Origin of the sequence: Actinospongiicola halichondriae (assembly GCF_049103745.1) — a bacterium.
Classification (GTDB): domain Bacteria; phylum Actinomycetota; class Acidimicrobiia; order Acidimicrobiales; family Salinilacustritrichaceae; genus Salinilacustrithrix; species Salinilacustrithrix halichondriae.
Genome location: NZ_CP171622.1, coordinates 3424714 through 3441654, shown reverse-complemented (window position 1 = coordinate 3441654; position 16941 = coordinate 3424714). Strand labels below are relative to the sequence as shown.

19 protein-coding genes are annotated in these 16941 nt (G+C 69.9%); 8 read left to right on the top strand and 11 right to left on the bottom strand.

All coding sequences use genetic code 11. The annotated features are described in order from the left end of the window. Window positions 1-39 precede the first annotated feature (39 nt). The 3 genes from AB8619_RS17040 to AB8619_RS17030 all read left to right on the top strand — a co-directional run bounded on the left by AB8619_RS17040 (window position 40) and on the right by AB8619_RS17030 (window position 2629). The gene (locus tag AB8619_RS17040) at window positions 40-885 is read left to right on the top strand and encodes an alpha/beta fold hydrolase (protein WP_436793825.1); all 846 of its coding nucleotides are present in this window, start codon (window positions 40-42) and stop codon (window positions 883-885) included. Window positions 886-963: 78 nt separating this feature from the next. Then, window positions 964-2034, top strand: coding sequence for an HNH endonuclease family protein (locus AB8619_RS17035; RefSeq protein ID WP_436793824.1), 1071 nt, complete (start codon window positions 964-966; stop codon window positions 2032-2034). A 19-nt stretch (window positions 2035-2053) separates the two neighbouring features. Further along, window positions 2054-2629: a hypothetical protein gene (locus AB8619_RS17030; RefSeq protein WP_436793823.1), complete on the top strand. Its 576-nt coding sequence runs from the start codon at window positions 2054-2056 to the stop codon at window positions 2627-2629. 3 nt (window positions 2630-2632) lie between these two features. Here the strand turns inward: AB8619_RS17030 and AB8619_RS17025 are convergent, their stop codons facing one another. Both AB8619_RS17025 and AB8619_RS17020 read right to left on the bottom strand, forming a co-directional pair. Continuing rightward, a complete protein-coding gene (locus AB8619_RS17025; protein ID WP_436793822.1) occupies window positions 2633-2884 on the bottom strand; it encodes a hypothetical protein in 252 nt (83 codons plus the stop codon). Between the two features lie 63 nt (window positions 2885-2947). Then, on the bottom strand, window positions 2948-3379 hold the full coding sequence (locus AB8619_RS17020) for an ester cyclase (RefSeq protein ID WP_436793821.1): 432 nt from the start codon (window positions 3377-3379) through the stop codon (window positions 2948-2950). 63 nt (window positions 3380-3442) lie between these two features. Between AB8619_RS17020 and AB8619_RS17015 the strand changes: the two genes are divergently transcribed. Further along, window positions 3443-3778 carry a hypothetical protein gene (locus AB8619_RS17015; RefSeq protein ID WP_436793820.1) on the top strand — a complete coding sequence of 112 codons (336 nt, stop codon included), beginning with the start codon at window positions 3443-3445 and terminating at the stop codon, window positions 3776-3778. Here AB8619_RS17015 and AB8619_RS17010 read toward each other — a convergent pair. Genes AB8619_RS17010 through AB8619_RS16995 form a run of 4 tightly spaced genes read right to left on the bottom strand, consistent with a single transcriptional unit; the run spans window position 3753 to window position 5687 of the window. After that, window positions 3753-4142, bottom strand: coding sequence for a hypothetical protein (locus AB8619_RS17010; RefSeq protein WP_436793819.1), 390 nt, complete (start codon window positions 4140-4142; stop codon window positions 3753-3755). The genes AB8619_RS17015 and AB8619_RS17010 overlap by 26 nt on opposite strands. A 29-nt stretch (window positions 4143-4171) precedes the next feature. Further along, the gene (locus AB8619_RS17005) at window positions 4172-4831 is read right to left on the bottom strand and encodes a class I SAM-dependent methyltransferase (RefSeq protein ID WP_436793818.1); all 660 of its coding nucleotides are present in this window, start codon (window positions 4829-4831) and stop codon (window positions 4172-4174) included. A 15-nt stretch (window positions 4832-4846) separates the two neighbouring features. Further along, window positions 4847-5380, bottom strand: a complete 534-nt coding sequence (locus AB8619_RS17000; RefSeq protein WP_436793817.1) for a DinB family protein — start codon at window positions 5378-5380, stop codon at window positions 4847-4849. Window positions 5381-5399: 19 nt separating this feature from the next. After that, window positions 5400-5687 (bottom strand): hypothetical protein, encoded by a 288-nt coding sequence (locus tag AB8619_RS16995; RefSeq protein WP_436793816.1) that lies wholly within the window; start codon window positions 5685-5687, stop codon window positions 5400-5402. Between the two features lie 131 nt (window positions 5688-5818). On the opposite strand from AB8619_RS16995, the gene AB8619_RS16990 reads away from it, so the two are divergent. Beyond that, entirely contained in the window at window positions 5819-6955 is a 1137-nt protein-coding gene (locus AB8619_RS16990; RefSeq protein ID WP_436793815.1) for a phosphatidylinositol-specific phospholipase C1-like protein, read from the top strand. Window positions 6956-6968: 13 nt separating this feature from the next. Here the strand turns inward: AB8619_RS16990 and AB8619_RS16985 are convergent, their stop codons facing one another. Further along, window positions 6969-7769, bottom strand: coding sequence for a hypothetical protein (locus AB8619_RS16985; RefSeq protein ID WP_436793814.1), 801 nt, complete (start codon window positions 7767-7769; stop codon window positions 6969-6971). A 76-nt stretch (window positions 7770-7845) separates the two neighbouring features. Beyond that, window positions 7846-8379, bottom strand: coding sequence for a hypothetical protein (locus AB8619_RS16980; protein ID WP_436793813.1), 534 nt, complete (start codon window positions 8377-8379; stop codon window positions 7846-7848). 27 nt (window positions 8380-8406) lie between these two features. Here AB8619_RS16980 and AB8619_RS16975 point away from each other — a divergent pair, with 27 nt between their 5' ends. Then, window positions 8407-10014, top strand: coding sequence for an acyl-CoA synthetase (locus AB8619_RS16975; RefSeq protein ID WP_436793812.1), 1608 nt, complete (start codon window positions 8407-8409; stop codon window positions 10012-10014). Between the two features lie 6 nt (window positions 10015-10020). Here the strand turns inward: AB8619_RS16975 and AB8619_RS16970 are convergent, their stop codons facing one another. The 3 genes from AB8619_RS16970 to AB8619_RS16960 all read right to left on the bottom strand — a co-directional run bounded on the left by AB8619_RS16970 (window position 10021) and on the right by AB8619_RS16960 (window position 13082). Beyond that, window positions 10021-11988, bottom strand: coding sequence for a TIGR03767 family metallophosphoesterase (locus tag AB8619_RS16970; protein ID WP_436793811.1), 1968 nt, complete (start codon window positions 11986-11988; stop codon window positions 10021-10023). A 107-nt stretch (window positions 11989-12095) separates the two neighbouring features. Then, the gene (locus tag AB8619_RS16965) at window positions 12096-12476 is read right to left on the bottom strand and encodes an Hsp20/alpha crystallin family protein (RefSeq protein ID WP_436793810.1); all 381 of its coding nucleotides are present in this window, start codon (window positions 12474-12476) and stop codon (window positions 12096-12098) included. A gap of 48 nt (window positions 12477-12524) precedes the next feature. Further along, entirely contained in the window at window positions 12525-13082 is a 558-nt protein-coding gene (locus AB8619_RS16960) for a DinB family protein (protein WP_436793809.1), read from the bottom strand. A 31-nt stretch (window positions 13083-13113) separates the two neighbouring features. On the opposite strand from AB8619_RS16960, the gene AB8619_RS16955 reads away from it, so the two are divergent. Next, window positions 13114-14652 (top strand): hypothetical protein, encoded by a 1539-nt coding sequence (locus AB8619_RS16955; protein ID WP_436793808.1) that lies wholly within the window; start codon window positions 13114-13116, stop codon window positions 14650-14652. Continuing rightward, entirely contained in the window at window positions 14649-16937 is a 2289-nt protein-coding gene (locus AB8619_RS16950; RefSeq protein WP_436793807.1) for a glycosyltransferase, read from the top strand. Before AB8619_RS16955 ends, AB8619_RS16950 begins: the two co-directional genes overlap by 4 nt. Window positions 16938-16941 lie beyond the last annotated feature (4 nt).

Genomic DNA, 16941 nt, shown 5'->3' with positions numbered 1-16941 from the left:
TCGCCGATGTCCCGGCGGTCGGCGTCGTACCCTCGCTCCATGCGAGTCGACATCGGTGATGGGGTCCGGCTGTTCTTCGACGTGGTGGGGTCGGCACTGGCACCGACCGACGAGGCGATGGTCGACAAGCCGACGCTGATCCTCCTGCACGGCGGGCCCGGCGGCGACCACTCGGGGTTCCGGCCCTACTTCGACCGGTTCGCCGACACCCATCAGGTCGTCTATCTCGACCACCGGGGCAACGGTCGCAGCGACCAGCGCCACGACCCGGCGGGTTGGGACCTCGACACCTGGGCCGACGACATCGTGCGGTTCTGCGACGCCCTCGAGATCACGGACCCCGTCGTCTTCGGGAACAGCTTCGGTGGCTTCGTCGCCATGCGCTACGCCAGCCGACATCCCGGCCATGCGTCGAAGCTCGTCCTGTCGAGCACGGCGGCACGTCGCCACACCGAGGAGACGGCCCGCCGGTTCGAGGAGCTGGGCGGCCCGAGGGCGAGAGAGTTGTTCGAGGCGATCTTCGTACGGGGCGAACCGTTCGACGCCGACTACGTCACGGTGAACCTGCCGCTCTACAACCGGACACCGCACCCGTTCGGGCCACGGCGGGAGTGGGCCAACCTGCGGGTCCAGCAGCACTTCAACGCCACGTTCGCCAACGTCTTCGACCTGCGCGACGACGTGCCGGCCATCACCGTTCCCACGCTCGTCCTCGCCGGCGCCGACGACCCGATGACGCCGGTGAGCGCGAGCGAGGAGATCGTGTCGTTGCTGGGCGACGGGCTCGGTCGGCTCGAGGTCTTCGACGACTGCGGCCACGGCAGCTTCCGCGACCAGCCGGACGCGACCGAGACCGTCCTCCGCGACTTCCTCGCTCCCGGCTGACCTCGATCTCCTGAGTCGCAGGCGCAGCGGCGGCATCCCTCGTACGATGGCGCGGGGTCATCGCAGTCAGGGGCGTGGGTGGAGAACGCACGAGGCGGTCGAGGGGTCTGGCGTCGCCGATCCCTGGTGATGGCGGGCATCGTCGGTGTCGGCCTGGTCGGCGCGATCGGGACGATGGACGAGTCGTCGGTGGAGCTCGAGTCGTCGGCGACCACCATCGACGTCACGACCACGACCGAGCGGCAGTCGACGACGACCGAGCGGCAGACGACGACCACGACCCGACCACCGGCCCTCGAGGGCGGCTACCGGTCGGGCGAGTTCGAGTTGGCATCGGCCACGACCGCCACCACGATCGTCGATCGGGTCGATCGGGCCGTCGTGGTGTTCGAGGACCTGGCGCTGCTCGACTCGCTGACGGTGGCCGACGAGTCACACGCCAGCACGTACGACCGTGGTCTCTTCCCGCACTGGGACGACGAGGACCACGACGGCTGCGACACCCGGTGTGAGGTGTTGACGTCGCAGATGCAGGCCGACGGATCGTGGTTCTCGGAGTGGGACGGTGCGACCGAGTCGGACACGTCGCTGGTCCACATCGACCACGTCGTCGCGCTGGCCGAGGCGTGGCGGTCGGGGGCGCACGGCTGGACGGCGTCGCAACGCGACGAGTTCGCCGACGATCGGACGAACCTCCTGGCCGTGACCGAGGCGTCGAACCTCCGCAAGAGCGACAAGGACGCGGCCAGTTGGTTCCCGAGTCGGGCCGAGGCCAACTGCCTGTGGGCGCGCACGACGGTGGTGGTCAAGGACAAGTGGGAGCTGTCGGTCGACGCCGCCGAGAAGGACGCGCTCGCCAACCTGCTCCGGTCCTGTGGCGCCGTCCCACCGACGACCACCACGACCGCACCGCCGCCCCCGCCGACGACGACCTACGTCGCACCCCGACCCATCGTCCCGCAGACGACGCAGCCGCCGGCGAACAACTGCACGCCCGGCTACTCACCCTGCCTGCCGCCGGCCGAGGACTACGACTGCGCAGGTGGGTCGGGCAACGGGCCGGCGTACACCGGCCGGGTGAACGTCGATCACTCGTACGGCGATCCCTACGACCTCGACCGGGACGGCGACGGCGTCGGCTGCGACTGAGCGTGACAAGATCCCCGACGTGCGGACAGCTGGTGGGAAGTGGATGGTCGGTGTCGCGGTCGCGGCGATGGCAGTGCTGGGATGCGCGTCGGATGACGCTCCGGCCGACGTCGCTGCGCCCTCGACGAGCGTGACCAGCATCAGCACCACCACCACGACGACCACCATCGTGTCGACGACGACATCGTCATCCGTCCAGGAGGACGAGAGCCCGACGTTCCGCGCGACCGGCCCGTCGGGATCGGGGTGCACTCCAGGTGGCGACACGCTGCCCGACGGCTGGTGGTTCGGCGAGCGGACGACGCCCATCGGGAGCGATGTCGGTTTCGACCTCGCCTGTTACTACGCCGACGCGGCGGCCGACGCCGAGGCCGCAGCACGCGATGACGTCGCGGTGGGCGGGTTCTACATCGTCAACGACAACCCGCAGGTCCGCACCGTGCCGGTGTCACCGACGGCGACGGCGCAGTGCCTGTCGATCGACGGCGTGCTCGGCGGGTGCGACGTCGACCAGGTCAACGAGGGCTTCCGGAGCATCTGGATCGAGGTGCGCGACGGCGTCGTCGTTCGGGTGATCGAGCAGCTGTTGCCCTGAGGGTCAGCGGGCCTTCGCCGCTCTCGAACCCAGGAAACCGGCGTAGGCGGCGAGGCCCACGAGCCCGATCTTGCGGGTCGACTGCTTGGCGATCAGCAGGCCGACGACCAGTTCGGTGGCGCCGTTGCGCTTGATCCAGGCGTCGGTGTCGTCGGGGAAGGGCCCCTCGGTCATGGCGCGGAAGGCATCGGGGGCGACGAAGTGGGCGGCGCCGGTGGCGGCGAGTCCGACTCCGGCGATGGTGGCGATCGACATGGTTCCTCTTCTCGGGTGTGGACTCGAACTCGAGCATTCTGGCCGGAGTTCTGTCTTCGGCGGCTATGCCAGGCCGAGTTGGGTGAGCATCGTGTGGAGGTCGTAGTAGACGCGCTCGCACACGATGCCGTCGGGGTGGTCCCCGTCGGCCGGCGCGAACTCGAAGAAGGCGACCATGCGCACCCGGATGTCGCGGCCGGTGGGGGCGTGGCCCATGAACTCGCCGACGTGGGTGCCGAGCAACCAGAACTCGGCGAAGACGCCGGCGTCGGTGGGGTGCAGGGCGATGGGCTCGTTGCGCTGGTCGGCGAAGATCGCCCGGCTGCCGGCGAAGTAGGCCCGCACCTCGTCCTCGCCGTCGAAGACCAGCCCGGTGGGGATCAGCTCGTAGCGAGGATGCGCGAACGTCGCCATCGTCGTGTCGAAGTCGTGCTCGTTCTCCGACGCCATGTGCCGCCGCACCACGTCGAGCCGCCGTTCCGTGAGCGTGTCCATCCAGGCGAGGGTACGGCGACCATCGGGGAGCCGCTCGTGGGGTGGCTCTGCTAGGACGCTGTCGTGAGCGACGACCTGCTGTGCCCCTCGTGTGGCACGGACGACGATCTGCGCGGTGAGCGCGACGGCGAGGTGATCCACATCACGTGCACGGCGTGCGACCTGGCATGGGACCGCGACCTCACGCCCCGGTGCCCGACGTGCGGGAGCGACGACGTGCGGGCGGCGGCGCAGGCGGTGTGGGAGAAGTCGCGGGGATCGCAGATGTCCATCGTGTCGGTGTCGACCGTCTACCTCTGCCCCGACTGCGATGCCGAGAAGTTCGAACGGGTGCGGGAGTCGAACACGCCGCTGCCGCCCGACGAGAACCCGGTCAGCGGGGAGCGTCGTCGCCGATGACGGCGAGCAACCCCTCGCAGTCGTCGACGGTGACGGTGAGGGCGGAGTGGTCGCGCGGGCCGATCACCTTGCGGGCCCGATCACGGAAGTGGACGCACACGCCACGTCGTGCGTTGGTTCCGAAGGTCAGTCCGTCGTCGACGAACGACAGCCGCGGCCCGACGGCCGTCCACCATCGGTAGTCCTCGGTGAGGTGGCCGCCGATGACGTTGTCGATCGGTGTCTCGAGCTTCAACAGCCCGTACGTCGCCCGGAACGTGGTGTCGGTGATCGTCACGCCGTGCTTGCCGGGTCGCACGCCGGCCGCGCCCCAGATGGGTGCGAATCGCTTGTCGCAGTCGTAGGGGAAGAAGCGGTCGGCCATTCACCCACGCTACGAGCAGCGTGCGCCGCCTACTCGGTGGCCGTCCCGACCAGTTGGATCCGCGTGTAGGCGGCGTTGCGGCCCACGTCGATGGTTTCGTGGTCGACGGCCGAGAAGCCGGCAGCGTCGATCACGGCGGCGGTGTCGCGGTTGGTCTCGCAGCCGTTGGCCATCCAGCGGTGAGGCCGGTGGACGAGGTCCTGCACGCGGCGGATCCCGCTCCCGGGCTCGGCGGCCACGTGTTCGAGGAAGAAGTACGTCCCGCCGGGCTTGAGGACCCGGCGGATCTCGGCGACGACGGCTTCGGGGTCGTCGACGCCGCAGAGGACCAGCGTCCCGACGACGCCGTCGGCAGTGTCGTCGTCGACGTCGATCCGCTCGCCCTGGACGGTGCGGATCTCGAGATCGACGTCGTGCTGGGCGGCGGACGCTCGGAGGGCGTCGTGCATGTTGGGGTTGGGCTCGATGGCGATGACCTTCACGCCCGGCGCGTAGTAGCGCATGTTGGGCCCGGTGCCGGGGCCGATCTCGACGACCGTGCCGGTCATCGCTCCGAGCACCTCGGCCTTGCGGGCGCCGTGTTGCGCGTGGATCTGTGGGGCGCCGAGGTCGAGGATCTTGCCCTCGACCCACGACCGGAGTCGCGCCTTGCTGAGTTGCTCGGGAGTGGTGCGCGGGGATCGAGCCATGGCGGCGACGCTACGTCAGTCGTGGGCGTGGACCGGATCCTCGGTGGCCCAGTGCCAGTGCATGCGACCGTGGTCGGCGTTGGCGGCCATGATCGCCCCGACGGTGCCGTCGGCCCAGGGCGCCCCGGGGATCTTCGACGCCAGGTCCTCGTCGGACAGCTCTGCCAGGTAGGCGAGCGTCTCGGCCCGCACGGCGAGGCCGATGCGGGCCAGCTCGTCGAGCGACTTGCCCTCGTGTTCAGCCTTCCACTCCTCGGTCCACGAGTGGATGCCCGCCATGATCTGTTCCATGGTCTGCGGCGTGCCGTCGTCGTTGACCCGGCGCTCCATGCCGTGGTCGCCGCCGAGATGGCGACGGAACATCTCGTTCCAGTTCTTCTCGATCAGCGTGGTGTGGACGAAATGGTCGGCATGCGACCACGTCGACTGGTCGTCGTGTTCGCTGAACGTGCGCGGCGCGTAGAGCTCGTCGTCGTCCATCTGCGACAGGTGTTCGAGCAGCCAGGCCCGGTCGCGGTTGAGCTTGATCTCGATCTCGATGCGGTTCACGGATCGAGACGCTACGACGTCAGGCGATCCAGCCGTCGTGGGGCCGGTCCTTGGCCGGCACCGAACGCCGGTCGTCTGCGCGGTGCCGTCGCAGCGTCACCAGGACGGCGACGATGGTGCCGCCGACGCCGAGGATGTGCATCTCGTCGGTGAGGACGGTCGGGAGCGCAGCGCTGAGCAGCGCGATCGGCAGGACCACGGCGGCGTAGCCGGCGATCACGGCCCACAGGACACGGATGCCGAGGTGGATGTCGCCGGGGGCGGCCGACGTGGCCTCCCACGGACGTTGTCGGTTTTCGTTCTTCATGACCCCGGTTGACACGGTGCTCGACTCCTACGAGAGCGTTCTCTGCACTGTTCCCCATTTCGGGCGTCTTGTCCCCAGGTCATTCGGCCCAATCGCGGGTCACGTCGGGCGGCGCCTGGTACACCGAGAGCATGCGCCGCCTCCTCCCCGTCCTGTGTTCGGTCACGCTGCTGTTCGGCGTCGTGGCGTGTGGCAGCGACGACGACGCGTCGCCCGGCATGAACCAGGTGCAGGTCCTGGGTTCGCACAACAGCTACCACCTGCGACCGGCGCCCGAGGTCCTCGACGGCATCGCGGCACTCGTGTCGCAGGAGGAGGCCGACGCGCTCGACTACGAGCACCGGCCGCTCACCGAGCAGCTCGAGGAGTTCGGCATCCGGCAGTTCGAGATCGACGTCTACGCCGACCCCGATGGCGGCCGCTTCTCGCAGCGTCCCGCCGCCGAGTTGGTCGGTCTTCCCGTGGACAGCGGCGAGCCGGCACTCGACGAACCGGGGTTCAAGGTCATCCACCAGGTCGACGTCGACTTCGGCACGACGTGCCTCACGTTCGTCGACTGCCTCACCGAGATCGACGCCTGGTCGGTCGACCATCCCGACCACGAACCGATCATGATCATGATCGAGGCCAAGCAGGACTCGATCGAAGAGGCGACCGACGGAGCGATCACGTCGGAGTCCCTCGGCGTCGAGCTCACCGAGACGGTGACCTTCGACCGGGCCACCTTCGATGCGCTCGAAGCCGAGATCCTGTCGGTGTTCGACCAGGACTCCATCATCACGCCCGACGACATCCGCGGCGACGCCGCCACGCTCGAGGAGGCGGTGCTCGAGGGCGACGCCTGGCCGACGATGGACGAGGCGGCGGGCAAGGTCCTGTTCTCGCTCGTCGACACCGGCACCACCCGCGACGTCTACGTCGGCGACGCGACGAGCCTCGAGGGCCGGCTGCTGTTCACGTCGTCGGAGGAGGGGCGTCCCGACGCCGCGTTCATCCGCGTCGACGACCCCGTTGCCGAAGGCGATCGCATCCGATCGCTGGTCGCCGCCGGGTACCTGGTCCGCACCCGTACCGACACGTCCGGGGTCGATGCGCCGGCGGGCGACACGACCCGCCGCGACGCGGCGTTCGCGAGCGGCGCCCAGTACCTGTCGACCGATTACTACGTCGTCGAACCGATGCTCGACTCCGGCTACCTGGTCGAACTGCCCGGCGGTGGCGTCGTGCGCTGCAACCCGGTCAACGCCCCGGACGACTGCGAGGTCTGATCGGAGGCGTCGGTCAGGGGCTGACGCTCGACGACGTGACGGTCGAGGTGATGGCGATGCCGGCGAGATCGAGCTGGGTCCGGAGCACGCCGAAGTGGGGCAGGAACTCGTAGCGGACGGTGCCGGTCTGCTCGCCGGCGAGCGAGTTGCTGATCGTGAGGTCGAGGGTCACGATCTGCGCCTGGAAGGTGCCGAGCGGGGTCGTGACCTCCTCGACGCCGCCGCCGGTGATCATGTAGGTGACGTCGCTCCGGGCGTCGATGCCCGCGGACTGGAACTCGACGAAGGTGTTGCCGCTCGCTGATGCGCCGCTGGCGAGTTCGGCGGCCGCGGGGATCCGGACGTCGTCACCGGTCGCCGTGACCTCGAAGCCCGGGGCGGATGCGAAGAAGCCGGCGGCGCTGATCGACAGGCTCCCGTCGGGCCCGGTCGTGTAGCTGCGCTCGACGGTCACCGATCCGCTGCCCCCCGAGACGACCTCCGAGGTCTTCACGGTGACGCCGGCGGCGGACTCCTCGACGGAGACCACGGTGATCTCGGTCGTGCTCGGGAGCGTCCCGGTCTCCTCGACGGTGAGCGTGGCTCCCTCGTGCGGCGGTGCCATGAACAGGGCGTTGGCCAGATCGGTGGGTGAGTCGGTCTCGTCGGGCGTGTCGTCGCTCGCGGTGGTCGACGTCGTGTCACCGTCGGACGACGCGGCGGTCGTCGTGGTGGCGTCGGTCGACTCGCTCCCGCCGTCGGAGCACGCCCCGAGGGCGAGCAGCACCGCCGCACCGCCAGCCATCAGTCGTTGCCATTGCGGTCGCGATGCCATGTGTCCCCCCAGCGAAGACGTGCCCGTGTTCGGTTCCCGGACGATCTTGCCAGACGGGGAGGCGAGGGGCCGACGGTCAGGCGGGGTGGCGTTGGTCGATCATGGTCGACAGGCTCCGGTGGTCGGTGGCGCTGAGGGACCCATCGGCCTGGCCGCCGTCGATGGCCGCGACGAGTTCGTCGCGGTCGAAGCGTGAGATCACGAGTGCGCAGTCGGTTGCGTCGGCGACGGGCAGGGTGAGGAACGCCAGCCGGAGGTAGGCGGGCGGGAGCGCCCCGCCGGTCAACAACAGGACACCGCGCAGGTCGTCGCCACCGACGGCGCGCTCGGCGTGGAGCGCCTGGCGGAACACGTCGTGGTCGAACAGTTCGCGGGTGACGACGTCGCCGGCGGGCGTACGGATCTCGGCGACCATCGGGCAGTCGAGCAGCGTCTGGTCGAAGCCGGGCCGGTCGTCGTCGAACATCGCCTGGACGACCGAGTGCTCGGTGCCGTCGATCGTCTTGGGGCTCACGGCGACGCCGAGGAGGCCGCCCTCGAACGCCGCGTCGCCCGGACTCGTCTGCATCTGCAGCGGTCGACCAGCGAGCATGATCCGGATCAGTTCCACGAGTCCGGAGCCTGCTACACCGTGCGCATGGGATCCTGGAACTTCGCCGACATCTGGGAGGTCGTCGCTGACGAACTCCCCGACGCCCCCTGCCTCGTCCACGGAGACGATCGCCGCACCTGGCGTGAGGTCGACCAACGAGCCGACGGCGTCGCACAGCATCTGCTCGACATCGGGCTCGAACGCCAGCAGGCCGTCGCCCAGTACCTCCACAACGGCCCCGAGTACCTCGAGTCGACGTTCGCCGCGTTCAAGGGATCGTTCGTCCCCGTCAACACCAACTACCGCTACACCGCCGACGAACTCCTCTACCTGTGGGACAACGCCGACGCCGGCTGTGTCGTGTTCCACGGCACGTTCGCCGACACCATCGAGCCGATCCGGGAGAAGCTCCCGAAGGTCAAGGCATGGCTGTGGGTCGACGACGGCAGTGGCGCCTGCCCCGAGTGGGCGACGCCCTACGAGACGCCCGCGACGAGCGGCGCCGATCGTGTCGCCCCGGCGTGGGGACGCACCGGCGACGACCTCGACATGCTCTACACCGGCGGCACCACCGGCATGCCCAAGGGCGTGATGTGGCGCCAGGACGACCTGGTCGTGAAGCTCGCCACCCTCGGCAAGGAGTTCCCCGAGGACGGGACCATCGACGACATCCGTGGCACCTACACCGAGCCCGGTCCCAAGTTCCTCCCGTCGTGCCCGCAGATGCACGGCACCGGCAACTTCCCGTGCCTGTCGACGCTGTCGTCGGGTGGCTGCGTGGTGACGCTCACCGACCGCAGCTTCGATGCGACGCAGATGCTCTCGACCATCGAACGCGAGGGCGTGAACATGACGGCGATCGTCGGCGATGCGTTCGCCAAGCCGATCCTGCGGGTCCTCGACGCCGATCCCGGCAAGTGGGACCTCTCGAGCCTGCTGGCCATCGTGAGCTCCGGCGTCATGTGGAGCCAGGAGTCGAAGCAGCGCCTGCTCGAGCACCATGCGGGGATGATGCTGATGGACGCGTTCTCGTCGTCCGAGGCGCTCGGCATGGGCCAGTCGGTCTCCGGCGCCGGCGCCGCGGTCGAGACCGCGAAGTTCGAACTCAGCCCCGACACCATCGTCATCGACGAGAGCGACCGGCCGATCGCGCCGGGCTCCGACGAGATCGGTCGCCTGGCCGTCGGCGGCCGCCAGCCGCTCGGCTACTACAAGGACCCCGAGAAGACGGCGAAGACGTTCCTGACCATCGACGGCAAGCGCTACTCGTGCCCCGGCGACTTCGCGACGGTCGATGCCGACGGTCGGATCTCGCTCCTGGGTCGCGGCTCGGTGTGCATCAACACCGGTGGCGAGAAGGTCTTCCCCGAGGAGGTCGAGGAAGCGGTCAAGACGCACCCCACGGTCCTCGATGCCGTCGCCGTCGGTCTGCCCGACGAGAAGTTCGGCGAGGCCGTGACCGCGGTCGTGCAGGCACGCGAGGGCGAGATCGTCGACGAAGCCGCGGTGATCGCCCACGTGAAGACGTCGCTCGCGGCGTACAAGGCACCGAAGCGCATCGTGGTCGTCGACACGATCGGACGGGCCGCCAACGGCAAGGTCGACTACAAGCGGCTCAAGGCCCACGCCGCCGACGTGCTGGGTGTGAGCTGACGGGACTCAGCTGATCGGCGGTTCGGTCCGCCGGCGCCACGCGAGGGCGCCGGCGGCTGCCGCCCCGAGGACGGTGCCGGCGACCAGGCCAGATGTCGATCCGCCGGTGGCGGGCAGGCTGGGCCCACCAGGCTCTGCCGGTGACAGGGTCGTCGTGGTCGGCGCCGGGCTCGGCCCGGGTGTCACCTCGAACGGTGCGCCGATCAGCAACTCGACGTTGCGAGCGCCCGGTTCACCGAGGGCGTTGGCATCGGCCTGGGGTTCGTTGGCCGACAGTTCGCGGCTCAGCGATGCGAGCTGCGTCGCGGTGGCGGTCGACGGGTCGGTGAGGTCGACCGAGGCCGGTGAGGCGTGCTCGATGAGCGTGCCGAAGATCGACAGGGTGCCGTCGCGGTTGTCGGCGATCTCGATCAGACGCGCTTGTTCGGGCCAGTCGATGTGCGCGGCGGTCGAGATCTCCCAGAACCCGCCGGTGCGCCCCGAGGGGTCTGCGACGGGCGTGATGCGGTTCACGTGGCTGTGTCCGTTGACCCAGGCGACGACGTTGGGGAACCGGCTGAGCATCGCCCGCAGCACGTCGAAACCCTGACGCCCCTCGGTGGGGTCGAACGGGTCGGGGAACGGGTTCGACAGGGTGAACAGGTTGTGGTGGCTGAACAGCACCACGAGGCGGTCGGCGTTGCCCGTGGTCACGGTCGTGCCACCGCTGTCGACGTAGCTGCTGTGGGCCGAGGCCAACTGCATCTCGAGCCACGCGAGCTGTGCGTCGCCGAGTGAGCCCTCGGCGTAGCCGCCGTGGTTGACGGTGTCGAGGCTGATGCCGAGCACCGAGTCGCCGACCGGGAAGGTGTAGTAGAGCCGGCGCGAGGCGATCATGTCCTCGTCGTAGCCATGGCCGACCGGACCGGGGCCGGTGCTGGCGAGATGGCGGCGGATCCAGTCCTCGAGCGTGGCGGAGGCGCGGGAGGGGTCGGCGGTCACGACGCGGAACAGCGCGCCGCCCGACGAGATGGCCGCCGGATCGAGGGCCGAGGCGATGGTCGACTGGAGGTCGCTCGGGTCGAACGAGGTGCCGACGCCCGTGACCTTGATCGGCCCGGTCGCGATCGGGTCGAACGGGGCGGCACCGGGGAGTTCGCCGGGCACGTTGCCCTGGAGCAGACCGTCGTGGTTGCCGTAGGTCGAGTACCACGGGATGCCGAGACCGGGGGAGTCGTGCGCTGCGACGGCCGCGCTCAACAGACCGGGGAGCTCGGGGAACCCGAACGCGGCCTTGTAGCTGTCGGGCGGGTTCGAGCCGGGCGGGGCGTCGGGGTGCCAGTAGTTGTTGTAGTAGCCGAGGCCGACGTCGTCGTCCTGGACGCCTTCGTACGTCCCGGCCGCGCCGCTGTCGGGCACGACCGTGCCGCCGTCGAGCAGGGTGACGAACCAGTCGAGTTCGTTGCGCTGTTGGTTGTCGATGTTGTCGCCGGTCGACACCGCCACGTCGAAGGCGCGTCCGGTGACCGGGCCGGCCGCGACGGTGTTGATGCGCTGGACCATGGCCGAGCCGACCTGCGTGCTCATCGTCTCCTGTGGCCGGAAGCCGCCGCCGACGGGCGAGGCGAGACGGTCGACGAACTCGACCCGACTGGGGCTCTGGGCGTCGACGATGTGGACGTCGGTGAGGTGGACGATGGTGGCCAGGCCGACGCGACGCGCTTCACGGTCCGACTTGGCAGCGGCGAGTTCCTCGCGGACGATCTGCGGGTACGGCTCGGCCTCGACGAGCTTCACGTAGCCGGCACCCGACGGCCGGGCGATCGAGAACTCGAGCGTGGTGCCCGTCGGGTCGGTGACCGCGGCGATCTGTGCGCGCTGTTGGGCGGCCGCCCGCACCGGGTCCCACACCACGGGCGTGGCCGCCACGACCCCCAGGCCGGCGATGAAGCGCCGGCGGGTGAATGACGAATGCGTGCCCGATCTGTTCCCCATGCGGGGACGACCCTAGGGCGACCTACCTGCCCGACAGCGTGTGATCCCCTGCTGGTTGCTGCAGCTTGGGTGACCATGATCCCGCCGACGTCGACGGGCTCGCGGAGTCAGAGCCCCTCGGGCTTGATGTTCCTGCCTCCGATGAACTCGCCCCGCAGGACGCGGATCACCAACTGGCCGTTGGCGAGGCTGGCCTCGACGTCGGCGCCATAGCCGTCGGGGAGGTCGATCTCGCGCTCGTAACCGCCGAAGTCCCATTCGTCGATGAGGTAGTCGCGGGGCGCGGCCGACCGCAGGTGCGACCAGAAGCGCAGCGTGTCCTCGCGCAGTTCGATGTGGACGTCGCCCGGCTGCACGCACGGCATCGGCGCGATCACGACCAGCGCTTCCGGGGCCTCGTAGGCCCGCACCGGGACCCGCTGGGGTCGCATGGTGTCCTCGACGGTGACCGTGGCGTCGACCACGTCGGCATGTCCGGGACGTGTCATGTGCCGACCGTATCGCCGTTCTGGATCGCCCGCTGGCGACAACGGCGGTCAGCGGGGCCGCACGTCCCACAGGTGATGGATCGGATCGTGGATGAAGTAGCGGGCGAACGACTCGACCGTGAACGACGCGCCGTCGGAGCGGAACCCGGTGCGACCGGCCTGGTCGGCGGTGACCGAGTCGAACCGGTCGGCCAGGGCCGCGGCGGCGGTCGTGATCTCGGCGGCGACGGCCGCCGGTGCTGCCAGGTCGTAGCGCTCGGCGATCGCCGTCTCGTCCTGATCCCAGTTCGGGTAGTGCGGCCCGTCCTCGTCCAGCATCAGCTCGAGGCGGAACAGGTACAGGCGCAGCACGTCGCGGACGTGGCAGCCGTACTCCAGCGCCGACCAGGTCTCGGGCTCGGGGCGGTCGCGGACGTCGGGCCGTCCCAGCACCCGCTGCCACTCGGTGGCGTTGGCGCGGACCATGCCGCCCACCGCGGCGAGATCGACGGTCGAGGTGTCGAACCCGCATTCGGGGCATGGCTGATCGAGGACCCACGTCCAGTCCTTGTCGTCGGGCGTCGGTGCGACGGGGGTACTCGGCGGGATCGGGCGGTCGTCGGACATGCCCCCATCTTGTCCGTACAATCGCCCGCCCATGCGTCTGTCCCTCCCCGAGATCGATCGCCGCGGCGGCCGGGCCGCGACGAACGCGCAGCTGACGGGCGACGGCGTCGATCACGAGCTGGTCTTCGAGGTCCCGGCCGAGTGGAGCCTGCATCCCGGGACCGACCCGTTCCTCCCCACCGCGGTGTTCGTCGCCACGGCAGCCGGCGCCGAGTCGCTCGTCGTCGACGGACCGATCTCGTCGCCCTTGCTCGCAGGAGCGCGCATCGCCGGCCAGCGCTATGCCCACCATCTCGGACGCCCGCCGGTCGACATCGTCGCCGACGAGGTCCCGGCCCAGCGTGCTCGTCCCGTGGGCCGGCGAGTCGGCCTGTTCGTCTCTCGCGGGATCGACTCCACCTGCAACCTCGTCCTGGCGGACCGAGGCGAACTGGAACCTCGTCCGGACGTCGGGCTCGTGATCACCGGGATCGACACCGCCAACGACGACGTCGTCGATGCCGAGATGTGCGAGGCGCACATGGAGGCGGCTCGGAGTTTCGGGCTCGAAGCGGTGCTCGTCCGCACCAACGTCCGGTCGCTGTTCGACCAGCACACGCCGTGGGTCATCGGGATCGGGCCCGCGCTCGCGGGCGTCGGGCTCTCCCTGTCGGCGGACTTCAGCGACGTGATCGTCTCGTCGGCGGTGGCGGATGCCCGCCGGTTCACCGGGGCGCACCCGGACCTCGACCCGTTGTGGGGCAACGGCTTGGTGCGGTTCCACCATCTGCCCCGCCATCTCGAACGCAGCGAGCGCGTCCGACTCGTCGTCGAGGACGGACGGGGCCTCGAGTTCCTCCAGGTGTGTTGGGACACGGGCCGCATGAACTGTGGGCGCTGCCAGAAGTGTCTGCAGACCACGGCGCTGATCCAGGCGTTCGGGGGAGACACGACGCGGCGTTTCGAGACGCCGGTGCCGAGTGCCGAGGACCTTCGGCTGTTGCCGCCCGGGCCCACGTTGCGGGACGACTTCATCGCCGCCGCCGACGCGGCCGGCGCCCACGACGTCGCCGCTGCCGTCGCCGAACACCGCGATGCGCCCGTCGGTCGGCCGTCGCCGCAGGCGATCCACGACATCGATCCCGAGGCGGCCGTCCGATCGGATGTCCCCTGGGTGTTCGTCACCGGACCGGACGACGACTCGGAGGTCGTGGGGTCCGCCGTAAACGCTGCCGGCGGAGTCGGAGCGGGGTGCGTGCTCGGCTACTCGTCCGCGTTCACGACCCATGTCCGATCGACCACCATGCGTTCGGCGTCGGCGACGCTGTGGCAGCTCCGTTCCGATGGCACGGATGCGTTGCTCGTCGTCGATGCGCTCCGGCGGGGTAGCCGGCCGGTCGTCGTCACCGATGCCGCCCGGGCTCGTGCGATCAGCGGGACGCTGCCACGAGCGCTCCGAACGTTGATCGCCGCGCCGCACGAGGTCGCGGCGATCGTGGCGACGGCAGAGAGCGACTGGCCGGCGCTCGCCCGTGCCGTGCGCAGCGGCGGGTTGGGCTGGCTCGACGAACTCGTGGGTGACGGTCGATGAGCGGCATGGACCAGTGGCGCCGGGCGCGGGACCGCGTGCTGCAACCGGTCACCGAGGCAGAACGCGAGACCCTCGAACGGGTGCTCGAGGTCCTGCACGAAGCCCGGCACATCGACTCGGTGGCCACCGCCAGCGCGTCGATCCTCTCGCAGCTGAACCACGAGATCGTCACGCAGCGGGACGAGCCGGAGCGCATCGCCGGCGACACGCGGGACCACCTCGATGCACGGATCCGTCATCTGACCGGCCGGCTGGTGGACCTGGCGTCGATGATCTCCGCGCCTGCCCGAGATGCCGCGTTCGCCGCGACCATCGCGCTCCATCCCGCCCCGGACGAGCGGGTCGAGGGGTGCTCCGTGCTCATCCCGACGTGGAACCACGCGGTGCACCTCGACGCAGCGATCGACGTGGCGTGTCAGGTGACGGATCCGGAACACGTCGTGGTGCTCGACGACGCGAGCGACGACGAGACGGCCGAGCTGCTCGCAGCACGGAGCGAGCCGATCCAGGTGATCCGGGCGGTCGGCAACCTCCGGCTCACCCGGGCACGCAACGTCTTGATCCACGTGTGCCCCACTCGGCACGCGCTGGTCCTCGACGCCGACAACTCGGTCGACCCCGAGGCGATTCGGACGCTGTACTCCATGGCGGTCGAGTGGGATGCCGCCGTCGCCCACGGTGTCCTGGTGGAGGTCGACGGCGAGGGGACACCGTCCGGGCTCCTCAGCGCACGGCCGCTCGACGGGGAGTTCTTCACGATCCGACACAACGAGGTCGACACGTTGTCCGTGGTCGACGTCGACCGGGTCCGAGCGGCCGGCGGCTACACGCTCGATCCGGTGCTGGACACCGCCGAGGACTGGGACATGTGGCATCGCCTCGCCAGCACGGGCGCGTTGCTCCTCCACGTCCCGATCGTCGCGGGACACAAGTTGGTCGTACCGCAGGGCTACAACAGCATCGAGCCCCAGGACGGCGACCAGAAGTTCGCTCGGCTCGACCGGCAGTACCGCTACGGCGGACGCCTCGACGACCGATCGGTCGCCTCGGCAGTGATCCATCCGTCGATCGGACCGCTCTGGGCATCCGCAGCGGCAGTGAAACGGCATCCGTCGTTGGCGGACGACCTCGGCGAGGTCCACCACGACGCTCGTCTGCCCGTCCCCGCGACGCCGAAGCCATTGCCCACGAGCGTGCTCGTCGTCGGGTCCGGCGGGGTCCGGAACCTCGGCGACGACGTCGTGACGACGGAGTCGATCCGGCGGCTCCGCTCGGTCCTCCCGCCGTCGGTGGCGATCGAGGTGGTCACCGACGGTGCTCGCCCGCTGCTCCAGCTCGACGGTGCGACGTGGATCGGCACGCTCGAGGAGCATGTCGAGCGTCCGCTGCGTGACCATCAGGCCGTGATGTTCGGTGGCGGGGGAACGCTTGCCGACCCGTTCGAGAGCCAGAGCCGGTTGCGAGCCGACATCGCCATCGAAGCCGAGCGGGTGGGCATCCCGCTGCTGCTCACCGGGCAGGGGTTGGGCGGCATCGACGCCATCGAGGACTCCGTACGTCAGATCATGACCCGGAGTGCGGCCGTGAGCTGTCGCGACGAGCTCTCGGCCACCCGCGCTCGCGCGCTGGGGGCGCAGAACGTGTCGATGATCGGTGACGATGCTTCGCACTCGCATGGTCCGTCGATCGAGGACCTCCCATCACGGCTGCGGGGCCTCGACACCCGAGGTTGGTTGGTCTTCCATGCGCGGTTCGCCGGCTACAGCGCGTACGACCGGGACGCGCTCCACGCCTGGTCCCGCCTGGTCGACGAAGCGGCCATCGCCGATGACCTGCCGGTCGTCGCCGTGGTGCAGAACGGCCAGCCCGACTCGGAGTTCGAAGCGCTCGACGAGATCCTCCCCGGCAAGCGCGCCGCGTGGACGGTCGTCGACTGCACCGACGAACCCGACACGGCGCGCACCGTCTACGGCCTCGCTCGAGCCGGCGTGGTCGTCTCGTACCACGCTGCCTGGTTCGCGCTCGAGGGCGGAGCGCCCGTGCTGTTCCCGACAGGCGGCGCGTACTACGAGTCCAAGTCGGCGGGGATGCGTGCCCTCACCGGGGTGGGCTCGAGTCTCGACGATGCAACCCCGCCCACCGACCTGGCCGGTCTCCGAGCGCGATGGGATGCCGTGGCCGACCAGCTCCGCCCGGAGCTGTTGCGGGTGGTCGACGAGCGGGCGACGGAGTGGCTGCGCGATGCGCTGACCGGCGCCGGGGTTCCGGTTCTCGGGAGTCACTGACCGG

Coding starts and splice junctions, on each gene's coding strand:
- AB8619_RS17025 (WP_436793822.1), bottom strand. CDS start 2,884: ATGTCGATCGCCACCATCGCCGGAGTCGGACTCGCCGCCACCGGCGCC.
- AB8619_RS16955 (WP_436793808.1), top strand. CDS start 13,114: ATGCGTCTGTCCCTCCCCGAGATCGATCGCCGCGGCGGCCGGGCCGCG.
- AB8619_RS17040 (WP_436793825.1), top strand. CDS start 40: ATGCGAGTCGACATCGGTGATGGGGTCCGGCTGTTCTTCGACGTGGTG.
- AB8619_RS16990 (WP_436793815.1), top strand. CDS start 5,819: ATGCGCCGCCTCCTCCCCGTCCTGTGTTCGGTCACGCTGCTGTTCGGC.
- AB8619_RS16950 (WP_436793807.1), top strand. CDS start 14,649: ATGAGCGGCATGGACCAGTGGCGCCGGGCGCGGGACCGCGTGCTGCAA.
- AB8619_RS16970 (WP_436793811.1), bottom strand. CDS start 11,988: ATGGGGAACAGATCGGGCACGCATTCGTCATTCACCCGCCGGCGCTTC.
- AB8619_RS16995 (WP_436793816.1), bottom strand. CDS start 5,687: ATGAAGAACGAAAACCGACAACGTCCGTGGGAGGCCACGTCGGCCGCC.
- AB8619_RS16985 (WP_436793814.1), bottom strand. CDS start 7,769: ATGGCATCGCGACCGCAATGGCAACGACTGATGGCTGGCGGTGCGGCG.
- AB8619_RS17005 (WP_436793818.1), bottom strand. CDS start 4,831: ATGGCTCGATCCCCGCGCACCACTCCCGAGCAACTCAGCAAGGCGCGA.
- AB8619_RS16960 (WP_436793809.1), bottom strand. CDS start 13,082: ATGTCCGACGACCGCCCGATCCCGCCGAGTACCCCCGTCGCACCGACG.
- AB8619_RS16975 (WP_436793812.1), top strand. CDS start 8,407: ATGGGATCCTGGAACTTCGCCGACATCTGGGAGGTCGTCGCTGACGAA.
- AB8619_RS17020 (WP_436793821.1), bottom strand. CDS start 3,379: ATGGACACGCTCACGGAACGGCGGCTCGACGTGGTGCGGCGGCACATG.
- AB8619_RS17010 (WP_436793819.1), bottom strand. CDS start 4,142: ATGGCCGACCGCTTCTTCCCCTACGACTGCGACAAGCGATTCGCACCC.
- AB8619_RS16965 (WP_436793810.1), bottom strand. CDS start 12,476: ATGACACGTCCCGGACATGCCGACGTGGTCGACGCCACGGTCACCGTC.